The sequence below is a fragment of the Pelomonas sp. SE-A7 genome (genome assembly GCF_030345705.1).
Taxonomy (GTDB): domain Bacteria; phylum Pseudomonadota; class Gammaproteobacteria; order Burkholderiales; family Burkholderiaceae_C; genus JAUASW01.
In genome coordinates this window covers 1,570,753-1,588,792 of record NZ_JAUASW010000001.1, presented here as the reverse complement: position 1 = coordinate 1,588,792, position 18,040 = coordinate 1,570,753, and the positions used below count along the sequence as shown (strand labels likewise).

At 67.7% G+C, this 18,040-nt stretch carries 16 protein-coding genes; 12 read left to right on the top strand and 4 right to left on the bottom strand.

Translation table 11 applies throughout. From position 1 onward, the window contains the following. The 10 genes from paaA (at position 1) to truD (ending at position 9,311) form a co-directional block, all read left to right on the top strand. The gene (gene paaA, locus QT382_RS07165; RefSeq protein ID WP_289253346.1) at positions 1 to 1,002 is read left to right on the top strand and encodes a 1,2-phenylacetyl-CoA epoxidase subunit PaaA; all 1,002 of its coding nucleotides are present in this window, start codon (positions 1 to 3) and stop codon (positions 1,000 to 1,002) included. Beyond that, positions 999 to 1,301 (top strand): 1,2-phenylacetyl-CoA epoxidase subunit PaaB, encoded by a 303-nt coding sequence (gene paaB, locus QT382_RS07160; protein ID WP_289253345.1) that lies wholly within the window; start codon positions 999 to 1,001, stop codon positions 1,299 to 1,301. Before paaA ends, paaB begins: the two co-directional genes overlap by 4 nt. A gap of 7 nt (positions 1,302 to 1,308) precedes the next feature. Next, positions 1,309 to 2,085, top strand: coding sequence for a 1,2-phenylacetyl-CoA epoxidase subunit PaaC (gene paaC, locus QT382_RS07155; RefSeq protein ID WP_289253344.1), 777 nt, complete (start codon positions 1,309 to 1,311; stop codon positions 2,083 to 2,085). Next, positions 2,085 to 2,600, top strand: coding sequence for a 1,2-phenylacetyl-CoA epoxidase subunit PaaD (gene paaD / locus QT382_RS07150; RefSeq protein WP_289253343.1), 516 nt, complete (start codon positions 2,085 to 2,087; stop codon positions 2,598 to 2,600). The genes paaC and paaD overlap by 1 nt, the downstream gene beginning before the upstream one ends. A gap of 2 nt (positions 2,601 to 2,602) precedes the next feature. Continuing rightward, on the top strand, positions 2,603 to 3,682 hold the full coding sequence (gene paaE, locus QT382_RS07145; protein ID WP_289253342.1) for a 1,2-phenylacetyl-CoA epoxidase subunit PaaE: 1,080 nt from the start codon (positions 2,603 to 2,605) through the stop codon (positions 3,680 to 3,682). A gap of 7 nt (positions 3,683 to 3,689) precedes the next feature. Further along, positions 3,690 to 4,298 carry a TetR/AcrR family transcriptional regulator gene (locus tag QT382_RS07140; protein WP_289253341.1) on the top strand — a complete coding sequence of 203 codons (609 nt, stop codon included), beginning with the start codon at positions 3,690 to 3,692 and terminating at the stop codon, positions 4,296 to 4,298. 18 nt (positions 4,299 to 4,316) lie between these two features. After that, positions 4,317 to 5,471, top strand: a complete 1,155-nt coding sequence (locus QT382_RS07135) for an ABC transporter substrate-binding protein (protein ID WP_289254708.1) — start codon at positions 4,317 to 4,319, stop codon at positions 5,469 to 5,471. Continuing rightward, a complete protein-coding gene (gene paaZ / locus QT382_RS07130) occupies positions 5,468 to 7,516 on the top strand; it encodes a phenylacetic acid degradation bifunctional protein PaaZ (protein WP_289253340.1) in 2,049 nt (682 codons plus the stop codon). Before QT382_RS07135 ends, paaZ begins: the two co-directional genes overlap by 4 nt. Positions 7,517 to 7,635: 119 nt before the next feature. Beyond that, a complete protein-coding gene (gene udk, locus QT382_RS07125; RefSeq protein ID WP_289253339.1) occupies positions 7,636 to 8,277 on the top strand; it encodes a uridine kinase in 642 nt (213 codons plus the stop codon). A gap of 14 nt (positions 8,278 to 8,291) precedes the next feature. After that, positions 8,292 to 9,311, top strand: a complete 1,020-nt coding sequence (gene truD / locus QT382_RS07120) for a tRNA pseudouridine(13) synthase TruD (protein WP_289253338.1) — start codon at positions 8,292 to 8,294, stop codon at positions 9,309 to 9,311. A 49-nt stretch (positions 9,312 to 9,360) separates the two neighbouring features. Here truD and QT382_RS07115 read toward each other — a convergent pair whose 3' ends face one another. The 4 genes from QT382_RS07115 to QT382_RS07100 form a co-directional block, all read right to left on the bottom strand. After that, positions 9,361 to 10,158 carry a substrate-binding periplasmic protein gene (locus QT382_RS07115; RefSeq protein WP_289253337.1) on the bottom strand — a complete coding sequence of 266 codons (798 nt, stop codon included), beginning with the start codon at positions 10,156 to 10,158 and terminating at the stop codon, positions 9,361 to 9,363. Between the two features lie 42 nt (positions 10,159 to 10,200). Continuing rightward, a complete protein-coding gene (locus QT382_RS07110) occupies positions 10,201 to 11,799 on the bottom strand; it encodes a glycosyltransferase family 39 protein (protein ID WP_289253336.1) in 1,599 nt (532 codons plus the stop codon). Then, entirely contained in the window at positions 11,796 to 12,932 is a 1,137-nt protein-coding gene (locus QT382_RS07105) for a glycosyltransferase (RefSeq protein ID WP_289253335.1), read from the bottom strand. The genes QT382_RS07110 and QT382_RS07105 overlap by 4 nt, the downstream gene beginning before the upstream one ends. A 94-nt stretch (positions 12,933 to 13,026) precedes the next feature. Then, the gene (locus QT382_RS07100; RefSeq protein ID WP_353957259.1) at positions 13,027 to 13,785 is read right to left on the bottom strand and encodes a C40 family peptidase; all 759 of its coding nucleotides are present in this window, start codon (positions 13,783 to 13,785) and stop codon (positions 13,027 to 13,029) included. A gap of 240 nt (positions 13,786 to 14,025) precedes the next feature. Between QT382_RS07100 and QT382_RS07095 the strand changes: the two genes are divergently transcribed. Beyond that, entirely contained in the window at positions 14,026 to 15,930 is a 1,905-nt protein-coding gene (locus QT382_RS07095) for a propionate--CoA ligase (RefSeq protein WP_289253334.1), read from the top strand. A gap of 117 nt (positions 15,931 to 16,047) precedes the next feature. Next, entirely contained in the window at positions 16,048 to 18,030 is a 1,983-nt protein-coding gene (locus tag QT382_RS07090; protein ID WP_289253333.1) for a M3 family metallopeptidase, read from the top strand. Positions 18,031 to 18,040 lie beyond the last annotated feature (10 nt).

Sequence of the window (18,040 nt, the reverse complement as noted above, 5' to 3'; positions counted from 1 at the left end):
ATGTACACCCAAGCCATGAGCGTCGGTCCACAAGACCAGGCGAGCAAGGTCCGCAGCGCCGAAGACGCGCAACGCGAGGAAGCCTTCGAGGCCCGCATCGCGGCCGGCGATTTCATCGAGGCCAAGGACTGGATGCCCGAGCACTACCGCAAGACGCTCGTGCGCCAGATCAGCCAGCATGCGCATTCCGAGTGCGTGGGCATGCTGCCCGAGGGCAACTGGATCACCCGCGCGCCGACGCTGAAGCGCAAGGCCATTCTGCTGGCCAAGGTGCAGGACGAAGCCGGCCACGGGCTTTATCTTTATTCGGCCGCCGAGACGCTAGGCACCAGCCGTGACCAGATGCTGGACGCGCTGCACACCGGCAAGGCCAAGTACAGCTCGATCTTCAACTACCCGACGACGACCTGGGCCGACATAGGCGTGATCGGCTGGCTGGTGGATGGCGCGGCCATCATGAACCAGGTGCCGCTGTGCCGCTGCTCCTACGCGCCCTATGCGCGGGCCATGATCCGCGTCTGCCGCGAAGAGAGCTTCCATCAGCGCCAGGGCTATGAGTCGCTGCTGGTGATCATGAAAGAAGGCACGCCCGAGCAGAAGGCCATGGTGCAGGACGCCGTGAACCGCTGGTGGTGGCCCTCGCTGATGATGTTCGGCCCGGCCGACAAGGACTCGCCGAACTCCGAGCAGTCCATGCGCTGGGGCATCAAGCGCATCTCCAATGACGACCTGCGCCAGAAGTTCGTCGACGCCACCATCCCGCAGGCCGAGATCCTCGGCGTGACCGTGCCGGACCCCGACCTGAAGTGGAACGCCGAGCGCGACTCCTACGACTTCGGCGCCATCGACTGGGCCGAGTTCTGGCGTGTGGTCAATGGCGACGGCCCGATGAACCGCGAACGCCTCGGCGCCCGGGTCAAGGCCTGGGAAGACGGTGCCTGGGTGCGTGAGGCCGCACTCGCCCACGCCCGCAAGCAAGCTACCAAGGAACAAGCAGCATGAGCACGACCAACACCACGCAGAACGAATGGCCGCTGTGGGAGGTCTTTGTCCGCAACAAGGCGGGCCTGGACCACAAGCATTGCGGCAGCCTGCATGCGGCTGACTCCAAGATGGCCTTGCAGATGGCCCGCGATGTCTACACCCGCCGCCAGGAAGGCACGAGCATCTGGGTCGTGCTCTCGAGCCAGATCGTGGCCAGCGACCCGGGCGAGAAGGGCATGTTCTTCGACCCGATGGAAGACAAGGTCTACCGCCATCCGACCTTCTACGAGCTGCCCGACGCTCTGAATCACATGTGAGCGCGCGATGAGTCAGCAAAGCATCAAGGTCGGCAACACGCCGGCCGTCCAATACCTGCTCCGCATTGGCGACAGCTGCCTGGTCCTTGCCCAGCGCATCAGCGAATGGTGCGGCCATGCGCCCATCCTGGAAGAGGACATCGCGCTGTCCAACATCGCGCTGGACCTGCTCGGCCAGGCGCGCGGTCTGCTCACGCATGCCGCCAAGCTCGACGGCCAGGGCCATGACGAAGACCAGCTCGCCTTTCTGCGCGACGAGCGCCAGTACCTGAATCCGGTGCTGATGGAACTGCCGCGCGGCGACTTCGCGTTCACGCAGCTGCGCAATTTCGGCGTCGCCACCTGGCTGCTGCTGCTGTGGCGCCGGCTGGAGACCTCCTCGGATGCCGAGGTGGCGGCCATCGCCGGCAAGGCGGTCAAGGAAGCGGCCTACCACCAGCAGCATGCGGCCGACTGGGTCGTGCGCCTGGGCGATGGAACGGACGAATCGCTGCGGCGCATGCAGGCCGCACTGGCCACGCTCTGGCCTTACTTCAACGAGCTCTTCGATGCCGATGCGGTGGATGCTGCTGCGGCCGCGCAAGGCCTCGGCCCGGCCTGGTCCGACCTGAAGGACGACTGGCGTGCCGCGTTTGCCGAGATCCTGCAAGAGGCACAGCTGGCTGTTCCGAAGGACAGCGGCTTCCGCAGCGAAGGCAAGGTCGGCATGCACAGCGAGCACATGGGTCATCTGCTGACCACCTTGCAGTACCTGCAGCGCAGCTACCCCGGAGGCAAGTGGTAATGAGCCCGCTGCCGCTGGCCAATACCTGCGGACGGCTGGAAGCCGCCTGGGAGGTGCTGCGCCAGATTCCCGACCCCGAGGTGCCGGTGATCACGCTGGCCGAGTTGGGCATAGTCCGCGACCTGCGCGAGACGGCGGGCGGCCTGGAGGTCGTGCTGACACCCACGTACTCCGGCTGCCCCGCCACCGAGCTGATCCAGGACGATGTGCGCGCCGCGCTGGCCGCCTTCGGCGAGATCGAGATCGTGATGCAGCGCGCGCCCGCCTGGACCACGGACTGGATCAGCGAAGAAGGACGGCAGAAGCTGAAGGACTACGGAATCGCGCCGCCCGGGCCGGCCAGCGGCCCGCAGCCTATCCGCCTCGTGCATCGCGCCGCGCTGACCCAGCTGGCCTGCCCGCGCTGCGGCTCGGAGCACACCGAGAAGCTCTCGGCCTTCGGTTCCACGGCCTGCAAGGCGCTGTACCGCTGCCTTAGCTGCCGCGAGCCCTTTGAACATTTCAAACCGATCTGACCATGAGCCTGCACTTCCATCCGCTCAAAGTCCTCGAAGTCCGGCCTGATACCGACGAGGCCGTCATCGTCTCGTTCGCCGTGCCGCCCGAGCTGGCCGAGACCTTCCGCTTCACGCAGGGGCAATACCTGACCCTGCGCGCCGATGTGGATGGCCAGGACCTGCGCCGCTCGTACTCGATCTGCGCCGGCGTCGATGATGGCGAGCTGCGCGTGGGCGTGCGCAAGGTCGATGGCGGCCGCTTCTCGACCTGGATCAACGAGCAGCTGAAGGCCGGCGATGAGGTCCAGGTCTTTCCGCCGCAGGGCCGTTTCGGCCAGTCGCGCGAGGGCGTGGCCGGGCGCCATCATGTCGGCATTGCCGCCGGCTCGGGCATCACGCCCATCCTCTCCATCATGAAGACCGTGCTGGCGCGCGAGCCCGGCAGCCGCTTCACCCTGATCTATGGCAACCGCCGCCCGGCCACGACCATGTTCAAGGAAGAGATCGAGGACCTGAAGAACCGCTACCTCACCCGCGTGGCCCTGCACCATGTGTTCTCGCGCGAAGCCACCGATGCGCCGCTGCAGGCCGGACGCATTGATGCGGGCAAGCTGGCGGCCTTCTTTGCCAGCCTGGTGCCGGCGGCCGGCATCGACGAGGCCTATGTCTGCGGCCCCTTCGAGATGAACGAGGCGGCCGAGGCCGTGCTCAAGGCCTCCGGCGTGGCCGAGGAGCACATCCACGTGGAGCGCTTCGGCACCGTGGAGATGCAGACCGGCCGGCCCGTGCCCCACGAGGTGCGCGAGGGCGATGCGGATGCAGCCATCGTCACCGTGATACGCGACGGCGTCAGCCGCGAGATCGAGTTCAGCAAGACCGACCCGAGCATCCTGGATGCCGCCGCCCGCGCCGGCATGGACGTACCTTTCTCCTGCAAGAGCGGGGTCTGCTCGACCTGCCGCTGCAAGCTGCTGGAAGGCGAGGTGCGCATGGACAAGAACTTCGCGCTGGACAAGCACGAGCTGGCGGCCGGCTTCATCCTCAGCTGCCAGGCCCATGCGCTGACCCCGCGCGTGGTGATCTCCTTCGACGAGCGATAAGAAGCCGATGCCAAGAGGACGCGCCCCCGGCTTCGACGCCACCCGCGAACAAATCCTCGAACAGGCGGCGCGCCTGTTCGCGGCCAAGGGCTATCCGGGCACCTCGATGAACGAGGTGGCCGAGGCTTGCGAGGTTTCCAAGCCCACGCTCTACCACTATGTGCGCGACAAGCATGAGCTCCTGATGCAGATCTGCGAGAGCCATGTGCAGAGCCTGGCCTCGCTGGTGGAGGACGTGCGCGAGCAGGGCCTGGCGCCCGAGCCGCATTTGCGCGAGCTGATACGCCGCTTCGTGCAGGAGTACGGTGAGGCCCAGTACCAGCACCGGGTGCTGACCGAGGACGTCAAGTTCCTGCAGGACGAGGACCGGGCGCGGCTGCTGGTGACCGAGCGCCAGGTCGTGGCCGCCTTTGCCGATGCCGTGGCCGCTGTGCGCCCCGAACTGGAGGCGGCCAAGTTGCACAAGCCCCTGACCATGCTGCTGTTTGGCATGATCAACTGGACCTTCACCTGGCTGAGGCCGGATGGAGACCTGAGCTACGAGGCCATGGCGCCCATCGTGGCCGACCTTTTCTTTGGTGGACTGGGCGCGGTCGCGACGACCGCCGCCCGATAACAGGAGACGACGACGATGATGAAGCCGATGATCCGTTCGCTGCTGGCCCTGGCCGCATCCTCCTTGCTGGCCGCTGGCGCGCTGGCCGACATCAACGTGGGCGTGACCGTCTCGGCCACCGGCCCGGCCGCCTCGCTGGGCATTCCCGAAAAGAACACCTTCACCCTGCTGCCGACGACCATCGCCGGCCAGAAGGTCAACTACATCGTCTTGGACGACGCCTCGGACACGACGCAGGCCGTGGCCAACACCCGCAAGTTCCTGACCGAGCACAAGGTCGACGTGGTGATCGGTTCCACCGTCACGCCCAACTCGCTGGCCATGATCGACGTGGTGGCCGAGGGCCAGACGCCGATGATCTCGATGGCCGCCTCGGCCCGCATCGTCGAGCCGGTCGATGCCAAGAAGCGCTGGGTGTTCAAGACGCCTCAGAACGACATCATGATGGCCCTGGCCATCGCCACCCACATGGCGGCCCAGGGCGTCAAGTCGGTGGGTTTCATCGGCTTTGCCGATGCCTACGGCGAGGGCTGGTACGGCGAGTTCAACAAGATCGCCGGCATCAAGGGCCTGAACATCGTGGCCAACGAGCGCTATGCCCGCACCGACACCTCGGTGACCGGCCAGGTGCTCAAGCTGATGGCGGCCAAGCCCGAGGCCATCCTGATTGCCGGCTCGGGCACGCCGGCCGCGCTGCCGCAGAAGACGCTGAAGGAACGCGGCTACTCCGGCAAGATCTACCAGACCCATGGCGTGGCCAACAACGACTTCCTGCGCGTAGGCGGCAAGGACGTGGAAGGCACCTTCCTGCCCTCGGGCCCGGTGCTGGTCGTGGCCCAGCTGCCGGCCGACCATCCGGCCAAGAAGAGCGCCAGCGACTATGTGGCCAAGTACGAAGCCGCCTTCGGCAAGGGCACGGTCTCGACCTTCGGCGGCCATGCCTGGGACGCCGGCCAGTTGCTGGCCGCGGCCATCCCCGCTGCGCTCAAGACCAAGGCCCAGCCGGGCACGCCGGCCTTCCGCGCCGCGCTGCGCGATGCGCTGGAAGGCGTCAAGGAACTGCCGGTCGCCCATGGCGTGTTCAACATGTCGCCCAACGACCACCTGGGCCTGGACCAGCGCGCCCGCGTGATGGTCAAGATCGAAAACGGAACCTGGAAGTACGCACCTTGAGCACCCCCATCCTCCAGAGCTTCATCGCCGACCGCTGGATCGGCGCCACGGCCGGCCGTGCGCTGCACAGTGCGATCAATGGCCGCGAGGTCGCGCTGACCCATGCGGACGAGATCGACTTCGGCGAGAGCCTGGCCTTTGCCCGCGGCATGGCGCTGCCCTCGCTCTTGAAGCTCGACTTCCAGCAGCGGGCCGCCACGCTGAAGGCGCTGGCCAGCTACCTGATGGAGCGCAAGGAAGAGCTCTACGCGATCTCGACCCACACCGGCTCCACTCGCGCCGATTCGTGGATCGACATCGAGGGTGGCATCGGCACCTTGTTCGCCTACGCGAGCACCGGCCGCCGCGAGCTGCCGTCGAGCAATGTGGTGCATGAGGGTCCGGCCGTGCCGCTGGGCCGCGAGGGCCAGTTCATGGGCTCGCATGTGCTGGTGCCCAAGCGCGGCGTGGCGGTGCACATCAATGCCTTCAACTTCCCGATGTGGGGGATGCTGGAGAAGTTCGCGCCCAGCTTCGTGGCTGGCATGCCCTGCATAGTCAAGCCGGCGACGGCGACCTCCTATGTGGCTGAAGCCTGCGTGCGCCTGATCCAGCAGAGCGGCCTGCTGCCGGCCGGCGCGCTGCAGTTGGTGGTCGGCAGCTCAGGTGACCTGCTGGACCGGTTGGAGGAGACCGACGTCGTCACCTTCACCGGCTCGGCCGACACGGCCTCGATGCTGCGCGTGAACAAGAACCTGATCGCCCGCAGCATCCCCTTCAATGCCGAGGCCGACAGCCTGAACTGCGCCATCCTGGCACCCGACGTGACGCCGGACGATCCCGAGTTCGACCTGTTCGTGCGCGAGGTCTTCCGCGAGATGAGCGCCAAGACCGGCCAGAAGTGCACGGCCATCCGCCGCGCCATCGTGCCGGCCAAGCACATCGATGCGGTGGCCGCCAAGCTGCGTGAGCGCCTGCTCAAGGTCAAGGCCGGCGACCCGGCGGTCGAGGGCGTCAAGATGGGCGCGCTGGCCTCCAAGGCCCAGCAGGCCGACGTGGCCGAGCGCGTGGCCATGCTGGCCAAGGGCAACGAGGTCATCCTTGGCGCCGCCGATGGCTTCGCGCCGGTGGGCGAGGGCGTGGCCAATGGTTCCTTCTTCGCGCCCACGCTGCTGCTGTGCCGCGATGCCTTTGCGAACAAGACGGTGCACGAGGTCGAGGCCTTCGGCCCGGTCTCGACGCTGATGCCTTACGACGATTTCGACGGCGCGCTGGAACTGGCCGCCAAGGGCCGCGGCAGCCTGGTCGGCTCGGTGATCACCAAGACGCCTTCGCTGGCCGCGCAAGCGGTGCTGCATGCAGGCGCCTTCCACGGCCGCATCCATGTGCTGGACCGCGAGGCCGCCAAGGAATCGACCGGCCATGGCTCGCCCATGCCGCAGCTCAAGCATGGCGGCCCGGGCCGCGCCGGCGGCGGCGAGGAGCTGGGCGGCATCCGTGCCGTCAAGCACTACCTGCAGCGCTGCGCCGTGCAGGGCTCGCCGACCATGCTGACCGCCATCACCGGCGAGTACCAGCGCGGCGCCAAGGTGAACGAGGACCCGATCCACCCGTTCCGCAAGCACTTCGAGGAGATCCAGGTCGGCGACTCGCTGCTCACGCACCGCCGTACCGTCAGCGAGGCCGACATCGTCAACTTCGGCGGCATCTCGGGCGACTTCTTCTACATGCACTTCGACGAGATCGCGGCCAAGGACACCCAGTTCGGCCAGCGCATCGCGCATGGCTACTTCGTCTTGAGTGCTGCTGCCGGCCTCTTCGTCTCACCGGCCCCCGGCCCGGTGCTGGCCAACTACGGCCTCGACACCCTGCGCTTCGTCAACCCGGTCGCCATCGGCGACACCATCCAGGCCCGCCTGACCTGCAAGCGCCGCATCGACCGCGGCAACCGCCCCGACCAGCCGCCCCAAGGCGTGGTGGCTTGGGACGTGCAGGTGATGAACCAGCGAGGGGAGCTGGTGGCCAGCTATGACATCTTGACCTTGGTGGCGAAGAGGGTGGGGTGAGTCTTGGCGGGAGCGGCCGACCGCCTCGCAGCGGAAGCGGCCTCGCAGCCCGCCTAAAATCCGCTCCCCGCCCGGAAATACCCAGGCATCTCCCCAGCCCGTCCCCGTACCCGCAGTTCATGCCCAAGACCTCTCAAAAACCTTTCGTCATCGGTGTCGCAGGGGGCAGCGGCAGCGGCAAATCGACGGTGACGCGCCAGGTGCTGGCCGCCATCGGGACGGAGAACGTGGCGGTGGTGATGCAGGACGACTACTACCGCGACCAGAGCCACATGGCGCCGGAAGACCGGCGCAAGCAGAACTACGACCATCCCGATGCTTTTGACTGGCCGCTGATGACCCAGCACCTGGCCGCGCTGCGCAAGGGCGAGGCGATAGAGATGCCGGTGTATGACTTCGCGGCCGACAACCGCTCCAGCGAAACCATCACCGTCAAGCCCGCACCGGTGATCCTGGTCGAGGGCCTGTTCGCCCTGTACGACACCAAGCTGCGCAACATGATGTCGCTGAAGGTCTATGTGGACACCGCCTCCGACGTGCGCTTCATCCGCCGGCTGCAGCGCGATATCTCGGAGCGCGGCCGCAGCACCGAGTCGGTGGTGAACCAGTACCTGGAAACCGTGCGCCCCATGCACAAGCAGTTCATCGAGCCGACCAAGCGCAATGCCGACGTGATCCTGCCGCACGGTGCCAACGGCCCGGCGGTGGACATCATCACCACCAAGGTGATGAGTCTGCTGCGCGATATCGCGGGGGGCTGAGCCTCAGACCGCTCATGACCGACGCTCCTCAATACACGACCCTGCCGCCGTGGCCCAAGGCCTATCCGGCCAGCGGCGCCAGCGCCACGCTGAAGCTCCTCAACGAGGATTTCGTGGTGACCGAGCTGCCGCTGCAGCTGCCTTCAGGTAGCGGCGAGCACATCTGGCTGGAGGTCGAGAAGAACGGTGCCAACACCGCCTTCGTCGCCCAGCAGCTGGCCGTGGCCGCCGGCGTGCAGGAATGGGACGTGGGCTATGCCGGCCTCAAGGACCGCTACGCCATCACGCGTCAGTGGTTCAGCATCTATCTACCCAAGGGCGAGACGCCGGACCTGACCCAGCTTCAGCATCCGGAATTCAAGGTGCTGAGCCAGAGCCGCCACGTCAAGAAGCTGCGCCCCGGTGATCTGCAGGGCAACCGCTTCCGCATCGTCTTGCGTGAGGTGAGCGGCGACCGCGAAGCCATCGAGGCCAATCTCAAGGCCGTGGCGTCACAGGGCGTGCCCAACTACTTCGGCGCCCAGCGCTTCGGCCATGACGGCGGAAACGTCGAGCAGGGCAGGGCCATGCTGGCGCGCGAGATCCGCGTGCGCAACCCGAAGAAGAAGGGCATCTACCTGTCGGCGGTGCGCTCCTTTGTTTTCAACGAAGTGCTGGCGCTGCGCATCCAGCAGGGGCTCTGGGGCAAGAGCTTGCCTGGCGATGCGATGGACGATGCGGGCCGGCCCACCGGACCGCTGTGGGGCCGGGGCCGCGTGACCACCACCGACCAGGCGCAGGCGCTGGAAAACGGCGTCGCAGATCGTCACGCCATCTTGTGCGACGGCATGGAGCACGCCGGCCTGGACCAGGAGCGCCGCGCCCTGGTGGCCAGCCCGGCAGAGATGTCATGGGAATGGCCGCAGGCCGATCAGCTGGTGCTGGCGTTCTCCTTGCCGGCAGGAACCTACGCCACGTCCGTGCTGAGCGAGATCCTCAGCACCACCGAGCCTGACCGGCACACGGAGAGCGAAGAGCCTGCAGCTGTCGAATGACGGTGTGCTCAGCTCGGATGTGTTCCGCCGTTCGTTGAGGCGAGCGGGATCAGGGCAGCAGGCCCTGCCGCATCGCAGGCGACAGATGGCGGACCTGCAGACCGCGGTACCAGCCGCTCTCGCGCAGCTGCTCGCTGGCCTTCTCCAGCCGCTCCACGCAGCCGGCCGGCGTCAGTCGCGAGACGTAGGTGCCTTCGTCCACGGCATCGGCCAGGTCCAGATCGAGGATACGAATCTCGTCGGCCCAGCCCTCGGCCTGCAAGGCCGGTTCGAACACGGCCGGCAGCCCGAGTGCGGCGTCGCTGCGGCCGGCCTTGATCATTCGGACGATGGCCAGCTGGTCGCTGACCACGCTGAGCCGGCCGGCGCGTTCCAGCTTTTCGACGAAGCTGTCGAACCGCAGGCCGAAGGCCTGGCCGCGCACCAGGCTCACGGTCAGTGCCTGGTACAGCAGGTCCTCGGGCTTGTGCAGGGCGCCAGCACGGTCCTTGCGCACCAGCAGCATGGCCTTGGCCCTGCCCATGGGCAGCAAGCGGCCCCAGCCTTCGCGCTCGTCGGTGCGAGTGGCCACCGGCACCAGGTCGACCGTGCCGGTCTTGAATTCATTGAAGGCGCGGATACGCGGCATCTCCCGCCGCTCTATGCGCAGGCCGCTGCGATTGGCCAGCTCGGCCATCAGGTCCTCGGCCATGCGTTCCAGCGCCGAAGGCGCCATGCCGGGCCTCGGATTCATCGACGACATGGCCACCACCAGGGGGCGCGGGCAGTCCTGGGCCTGCGCCGCGCCGGGCACGAGCAGCGGCAGGAACAGCAGCGGCAGCAGCAGCCAAGGCAGGCGGAATGGCATGGCGCCATCCTATGCCGGGTCTTGCCTGCCGGGCGTGGCGCCTCAGAAACAGCGAAACAGCGCGACCTGGCGGCCGCGGCTGGCGGCGCGCGTGGCGTGCTGCTCGCAATGGCTGGCCAGATAGGCATCAACGCCTTCGACCAGGCTCACTCGCCCGCTCGGCAGCTGCCAGCCGGGCTCGGACACCACGGCGATATAGGCGGGCGGATTGCGGCCGAAGTCAGCGAACAGGCGCTGCAGATTGCGCTGCTGGACGGCACCCAGCCGATCGGCCAGCGCGCTGCCCGGCCTGGGTGGCGTGTAGGCCCAGGATGCCTGGAAGCCGGGCAGGGCCCAGGGGAAGAGCAGTTCGCTGGACGGCCGCAGCCCGTTGTCCAGGTAGAAGGTGGGATCGGGGAAACCCAGCAGATAGCCGTAGCGTCCCGGGGCTTCGGGCAGCCGCACCGGCGCTGCGGCCGGCAGGCTCTGGCCATGGCCGGCCTGGTTCTGCCAGGTTTGGACCAGGGTCGTCAGCGCGGTGGCGAGCAACAGCAGGCTCGGCAAGGCTGGTGCAGCAGGCCATCGCTTGGCCAGGCTTTGGGTCAGGCCACCGAGTGCGCCGGCCGCCAGCGGTGCGCCCATCGCCCAGATGACGATCAGGTGGTAGGTGAAGAGATTGGGCGCCACCAGCAGCGGCAACAACAGCGCGAGCGTGATCAGCACCAGCAGCAGGCGCAGCCGGTCGGGTGCCGTCGCCGGCCTGCTGCGATCAAGCAGGCCCTGGAGCATGGCGGCGAGCAGGCCCAGGGCCAGCAGGTAGCGCTGCTCGCTGACGCCGATCAGCAGGTCGACCACGCGGTAGGACCAGGCCTGGGCGCCGGCCGGCGGTCCCTGGCCGTAGACGGCGGGGTAGAGGAAGAACGAGGCCAGCAGGTCCTCGCTGCGGCCCTGGCTCCAGCACCAGAACCAGAAGGCGGCAAGCACCAGCAGCGCGACCCCGCCGCAGCAGAGGCCGCCGACGATGGCCCCGCGCAGCCGCAGGCCCGTGCGGGGCTGCGGGTCGGCCAGGTAGAGCCACAGCGGTAGCAGCAGCGGGATCAAGGCATAGGTCTGCTTGGTCAGCACCGCGAGGCCCAGCAGCAGGCCCGCCATTGCCAGTCTCCGTCGGCCGGGCTGATCGGTGCGTGGTGCCAGCAGCAAGGCGGCGGACAACACCAGGCACATGCCCAGGGTCTCGGTCTTGAGCGCATGCAGGCTGCTGTCGGGGGCCAGCGCCAACAGCACCAGGCTGGCACTGACCAGGGCACCGGAACGGCCCGCGAGGCGCTGGCCCAGCGCGGCGCAAAGCCCGGTCAAAACGGCCAGCACCGCATAGGCCGCCAGCTTCAGGACTGGCGGGCTGTAGCCCTGCGCCAGGGTGACCAGGACCTGGTAGACCAGGTAGACCAGCGGCGGCTTGTTGTCGTGGCAGCCGAGGCTGGGCCAACTGCCGGCCGACCAGGCCTGAACGGCGCAATTGGCGAAGTGCAGTTCGTCGACCTGCAGGGCCTGGTCGCGCCAGGGGCCCAGGGCCAGCTGAATGCCATAGCCCAACGCGAGCAGGCTCAGCAACAGCGCGAGCCGCTGCAGGACCGTGGCGGCCCGGGCCGCTGCACCGCTCATGCGCTGGGCGCGGAGGCGATGCTCACCGGTCTCGGCTTGCGGCCCCAGGTATAGACCGAGCTGACCGCGTAGTTCCAGACCGCACCGACCAGGATGCCGGCCAGGGCCGCGATCAGCCAGGTGCCCTGGCTGCTGAAGATGTAGCTCGCGATGCCCACATTGGCGACCGCGCCGACGGCACAGACCAGGACGAACGACAACAGGCCCTTGACCCACTCGGCGCCACGCAGGCGCCGGTCGCGGTAGGTCAGCAGGTTGTTGACGCTGAAATTGCCCAGCATGGCCACGCCGGCCGCGGCCGCCTGACTGAATCCGAACTCCAGGTGGAAGCCATGGAACAGCAGGCTCAGCACCAGCAGGTGCACGAACACGCCCAGGCCGCCTATCAGCGCAAACGAGATGAAGCGGGCCGGCACCACATGGCCCACCAGCTTGTCGAGCAGCAGCAGGCCATAGTCCCAGGCCACCTGATGGTCCAGCTTGCTCTCGCCGGCCACTCGGTTGCGGAAGGTGTAGGGCAGCTCCTTGAAGCGCAGCGGCACCGGCGAGGAGGCAAACAGGTCGATCAGGATCTTGAAGCCCAGGGCCGACAGCTGGCGCACATGGGCATGGAAGGTGTCGGCTCGAAGCATGAAGAAGCCGCTCATCGGGTCGGTCAGCGTCGCCGGCACGACCAGGCGGCTGATGCGCGTGGCGAGGCGGCTGATCTGCTGGCGGCCGCCGTCCCAGTCGCCGACGCTGCCGCCGTCCATGTAGCGACTGCCAACGACGATGTCCAGCGGCTCGCTGCGCAGGGCCATCAGCATGGGCGCCAGCAGGGTTTCGTCATGCTGCAGGTCGGCGTCCATGACCGCCAGGAAGGGCGCACTGCTGGCTAGCAGGCCTTCGATGCAGGCGGAAGACAGTCCGCGCCGCCCGATTCTTTGCAGGCAGCGGATCCGGCCGTCCTGCTGCGCCAGGCGACGTGCCTCGGCGGCCGTGCCATCGGGTGAATCGTCGTCGACGAAGATCAGCTCCCAGGTCACGCCGGCCAGCACTTGCTCCAGGCGCCGCGCCAGTTCGGCCAGGTTCTGGGTCTCGTTGAAAGTGGGGACGACGATGGTGAGCAAGGGAGCTGCCGAGGGGCTCTGCATGTCGGGGATCCTTACATCTGACGGAAATCACCGCCTCCCGACACCTGCGGCAAGATTCGTGCCGGACTGTGGGGCCCCGGGGCCTAGGCGACGCTCAGTGCGCGACTGTCAGCGCCGTGCCGGCCGCTTCGGCGGTAGCCGGCGTGGCGCCGGGCAGGGCGGCGCGACGAGCGCCGGTGAAGCGCTTGGACCAGTAGGCCTCGCGCATGTCCTCGACACGCACCGCACTGCCGGTGCGCGGCGCATGGATGAACTTGCCCTCGCCGACGTAGATGCCCACGTGGGAGAAGGTCTGGCGCATGGTGTTGAAGAACACCAGGTCGCCGGGCTTGAGCTCGTCACGGCGGATCGGCAGCAGGCTGCTCAGTCGGGCCTGTTCGTCCGCGCGATGCGGCAGCACCATGCCCACCGACATCTCGAAGATGTAGCGGGTGAAGCCGCTGCAGTCGAAGCCGTTCTCCTCGGAGTTGCCGCCGCGCTTGTAGGGCACGCCCAGGAAATTCATGGCCGAGAGCACCAGCTCGGAGGCCGTGTCCCGAACCTGGTTCAGCAGCTTGCTGGAGCCGGGGCTGGTGAGCAGCCCGCGTTGCTGCAGGAAGCGGCTGACCGGGTCGTTGGCCACCACGCTGGGACCGGCCAACGGCACGCTCGCGGCGCCGGCCGGCAGCGCCGCCATCATCTGCTCGCCCTGGCCCCAGGCGCCGGTCACCATGCCGGGCGGCGGCACAGGGGCGCTCTGCTGGGCCTGCGCCGCTGCCGCGGCCAGGCACAGCAGGGCCGCACCGGCGAACCGGTGCAGGCAAGCTGTCTGGCGGGGGAGGAGGCGCGCGGCTGCGCGTCGGGAATCAGGCATGGGAGGAGACTTGGCCGCGCAGCTTAAGGAGCCGGTCGCAGCAGTGTCAAGCAAGCCAATGTAAGAGGCGGCTTGAGCGGGGGTAAACCCGCAAAAAACCCGCCATTGGACCACGGCTCGCAAGCCCGCCGGCCTTCAGTGCTTGACCGGACGCAAGTGGCGTGCGTTTGTGCGCAGTCCGGTCAGCCTGTCGTCAGACCGGCTGCCTGAAATGGCGGCAATCCAAGGAGACCCGCCGCCATGAGCCGTACCGTCCGCTACGCCGATTTCTACCGACGCTCGATCAGCGAGCGCGAGGCCTTTTGGGCCGAGCAGGCCCAGGCCATCGAATGGCATTCGCCCTTCACCCAGGTCTGCGATGCCAGCCAGCCGCCATTTGCACGCTGGTTCGTCGGCGGGACCACCAATCTGTGTCACAACGCGGTGGATCGACATGCCCGCGACCATGGGGATCGCCGCGCGCTGATCTGGGTCTCGACCGAGACCCAGCGCGAGGAGGTCTACAGCTTTGCCGAGCTGCAGCGCGAGGTGGAGCGCATGGCCGCCATCCTGCTGGAGCAGGGCGTGCAGCGCGGCGACCGGGTGCTGGTCTACATGCCCATGATTCCCGAGGCTGCCTTTGCCATGCTGGCCTGCGCGCGCATAGGCGCCATCCATTCCGTGGTGTTCGGCGGTTTCGCCAGCGTGAGCCTGGCGCAGCGCATCGACGACGCGAGGCCGACCCTGATCGTCAGCGCCGATGCCGGCAGCCGCTCAGGCAAGGTCGTGCCCTACAAGCATCTGCTGGACGAGGCGATCCAGCTCGCCGCCCACAAGCCGGCGCGGGTGCTGATGGTGAACCGCGGCCTGGCCGAGATGAGCCGGGTCGAAGGCCGCGACCTGGACTACGCGGCCGAGCGCAGCAAGCATCTCGAGGCGCGCGTGCCCTGCACCTGGCTGGAAGCCAACGAGGTCAGTTACACGCTCTACACCAGCGGCACGACCGGCCGGCCCAAGGGCGTGCAGCGCGACGTCGGCGGCTATGCCGTGGCGCTGGCGGCCAGCATGAAGCACATCTTCTGCGGCCAGCCGGGCGAGACCTACTTCTCCACCAGCGACATAGGCTGGGTGGTGGGCCACAGCTACATCATCTACGGCCCGCTGATCGCCGGCATGGCGACCGTGATGTACGAAGGCCTGCCCACGCGGCCCGATGCCGGCGTGTGGTGGGAGCTGGTCGAGCGCTACAAGGTGACGGTGATGTTCAGCGCGCCCACGGCGGTGCGCGTGCTCAAGAAAAGCGATCCGGCGTTTCTCAGCAAGTACGACCTGAGCTCGCTGCGGGCCTTGTACCTGGCCGGCGAGCCGCTGGATGAACCGACGGCCCGCTGGATTGCCGAGGGCATAGGCCGGCCCATCATCGACAACTACTGGCAGACCGAGACCGGCTGGCCCATCCTGACCGTGGCCAACGGCGTCGAGCCCACGGCCAGCAAGTTCGGCTCGCCGGGCAAGGCCATGTACGGCTTCGACATCAAGCTGGTGGATGAGAACACCGGCGAGGACATCCTGAGCGCGGACCAGAAGGGCCTGCTCGCCATCGCCCATCCGCTGCCGCCGGGCTGCCTGCAGACGGTCTGGGGCGACGACGAGCGATTCGTCAAGACCTACTGGTCCAGCATCCCCGGCCGCCAGCTGTACTCGACCTTCGACTGGGGCGTGCGCGATGCCGACGGCTACTACTTCATCCTCGGCCGCAGCGACGACGTGATCAACGTGGCCGGCCACCGCCTGGGCACGCGCGAGATCGAGGAGAGCCTGTCCAGCCATCCCAATGTGGCCGAGGTCGCCGTGGTCGGCGTGGCTGATCAGCTCAAGGGCCAGGTGGCCATGGCCTTTGCCGTGCTCAAGGACCCGGCCAAGGCGGCCACGCCCGAGGAAGCGCTGCGCCACGAGGCCGAGATCATCAAGCGGGTCGATGAACAGCTGGGCGCGGTGGCACGACCGGCTCGTGTGCGCTTCGTCAGCGTGCTGCCCAAGACGCGCTCCGGCAAGCTCTTGCGGCGCGCGCTGCAGGCGGTCTGCGAGGGTCGTGATCCCGGCGACCTGTCCACCATCGAGGACCCGAGCGCGCTCGCGCAGATCAAGGCCTTGCTGGGCAACTAGGCCTTCCCCGAGGTCCCCCACGAACCGGCGCTGACTTCCCGCACCCCTGGGCGAGCGGCGCACAATCGCCGGCGCGCCGACGCAGGGTCGGCGTCTCTCGCGTTGGAGGAGACCTCGATGAAGAACATGTCGCGGGCCGCACTGGCCCTTGTCGCTGTGGCGGCTTCGCTGGCCCAGGCGTCCGAAACCAAGTTGCCCAGCCCGGCCTTTCCGCAGTTCAAGAATGCCGCGGCCGTGAAGGCGGCCTGCGATGGCGGCCTCAAGAGCGCCGCCGGCAAGCTCAAGACCTTGGAGGCCCGTGCGGTCGATGCCGGCTGGCTCGCGGCCTACGACGACTTCTATGCCTTCGTCGAGGACACGCAGAACCCGATCGACTTCCTGCAATACGTGGCGCCGCAGAAGGCGCTGCGCGATGCGGCCCAGGCCTGCGCCCTGCGCTGGGCGGACTTCCTCTCCGGCGTCAACCAGAACGAGAAGCTCTACAAGGCCCTGTCGGCCGCTCCGGCCGCCGATGCCATCGACCAGGAGCTGGTGCGCGTGGCCAAGGGCAGCTTCGAGGACAGCGGCGTGGCCCTGCCACCGGACCGCCGCGCGCGCGCCAAGCAGATCGTCGACCGGCTCACCGAACTGGACCAGCAGTTCAACAAGACCATCCGCGATGCCGGCGTGAAGGTGCTGTTCACCGAGGCCGAGCTCAAGGGCGTGCCCGAGGGCGTGTGGAAGAAGGCCAAGCGCGCGGCCGATGGCCGCATCGAGCTGGGTGTTGACTATCCGAGCTATGTGCCGGTGCTGCAGTCGGCCGAGTCCGGCGCCGCGCGCGAGCGCATGTGGCGGGCCAAGCAGAACGAGGGCGGGGAGGGCAACCTCAAGCTGCTGGCCGAGATCGCCAAGCTGCGCCATGAGTACGCCGGCCTGCAGGGCTTCGGCAACTACGTGGACGTCGCGTTGCGCCGCAAGATGGCGCGCGACGGCGCCAGTGCCTCCAAGTTCCTGGCCGACGTCAAGGCCGCCGTGGCCGATGGCGAGCTCAGCGATCTGGCCGTGGTGCGGGGCGCCAAGGCCAAGCACCTTGGCACGCCCATCGAGCAGACCAAGGTCGAGCGCTGGGACTGGAACTTCTACAGCGAGCTGGTGCGCCGCGAGCGCTACAGCGTGGACCAGAACGCCTTCAAGCCCTATTTCCCGCCGCAGCAGAGCCTGCAGTTCTCGCTGCGCCTGGTCGAGAAGCTGATGGGCGTGAAGTACACGCCGGTCAAGACCACGCTCTGGCATCCGCAGGCCCAGGCCTATGTGGTCAGCGATGCGGCCAGCGGCAAGGCCCTGGGCCAGCTCTACGTGGACCTCTATCCGCGCGAGGGCAAGTACAACCATGCGGCCGTCTGGCCGCTGCGTTCCAGCAGCACCCGCCTCGATCGCACGTCGACCACGGCCCTGGTCGTCAACTTCGACCGCGAGGGCCTGACGCTGGACGAGCTGGAAACGCTCCTGCATGAGCTGGGCCATTCGGTGCACGGCAATCTCTCGCAGACCCGCAATGTGCTGCAGGCCGGCACCAGCACCATGCACGACTTCGTCGAGGCGCCTTCGCAGATGCTGGAGGACTGGGTCTACGACAAGAAGGTGCTCAAGCTGATGCAGGAGGTCTGCCCGAGCTGCAAGCCGGTGCCCGATGCCATGGTGGACCAGGCGATCAAGGCCAGGAAGTTCGCCAAGGCCTCGCAGTTCGGCCGCCAGCACCTGTACGCCAGCTATGACCTGGCCCTGCACGGCGCCGACACGCCCGAGCCCATGGCCCTGTGGGCCAAGCTCGAAGGCGCGACGCCGCTGGGTTACGAGAAGGGCACGATGTTTCCGGCGGGCTTTGCCCACCTGAGCGGCGGCTACGGTGCCGGCTACTACGGCTATCTGTGGAGCCTGGTCGTGGCCATGGACCTGCGCACGCCGTTCAAGGCCGACAAGCTCGATGCCACGGTTGGTGCTCGCTACCGCGCCATGGTCTTGAGCCAGGGCAGCCAGAAGCCGGCGCCGGCCCTGGTCAAGGACTTCCTGGGTCGCGAGTCCAACGCCAAGGCCTTCTTCAACGACCTGGCAGATCGCTGAACTTTCGGGC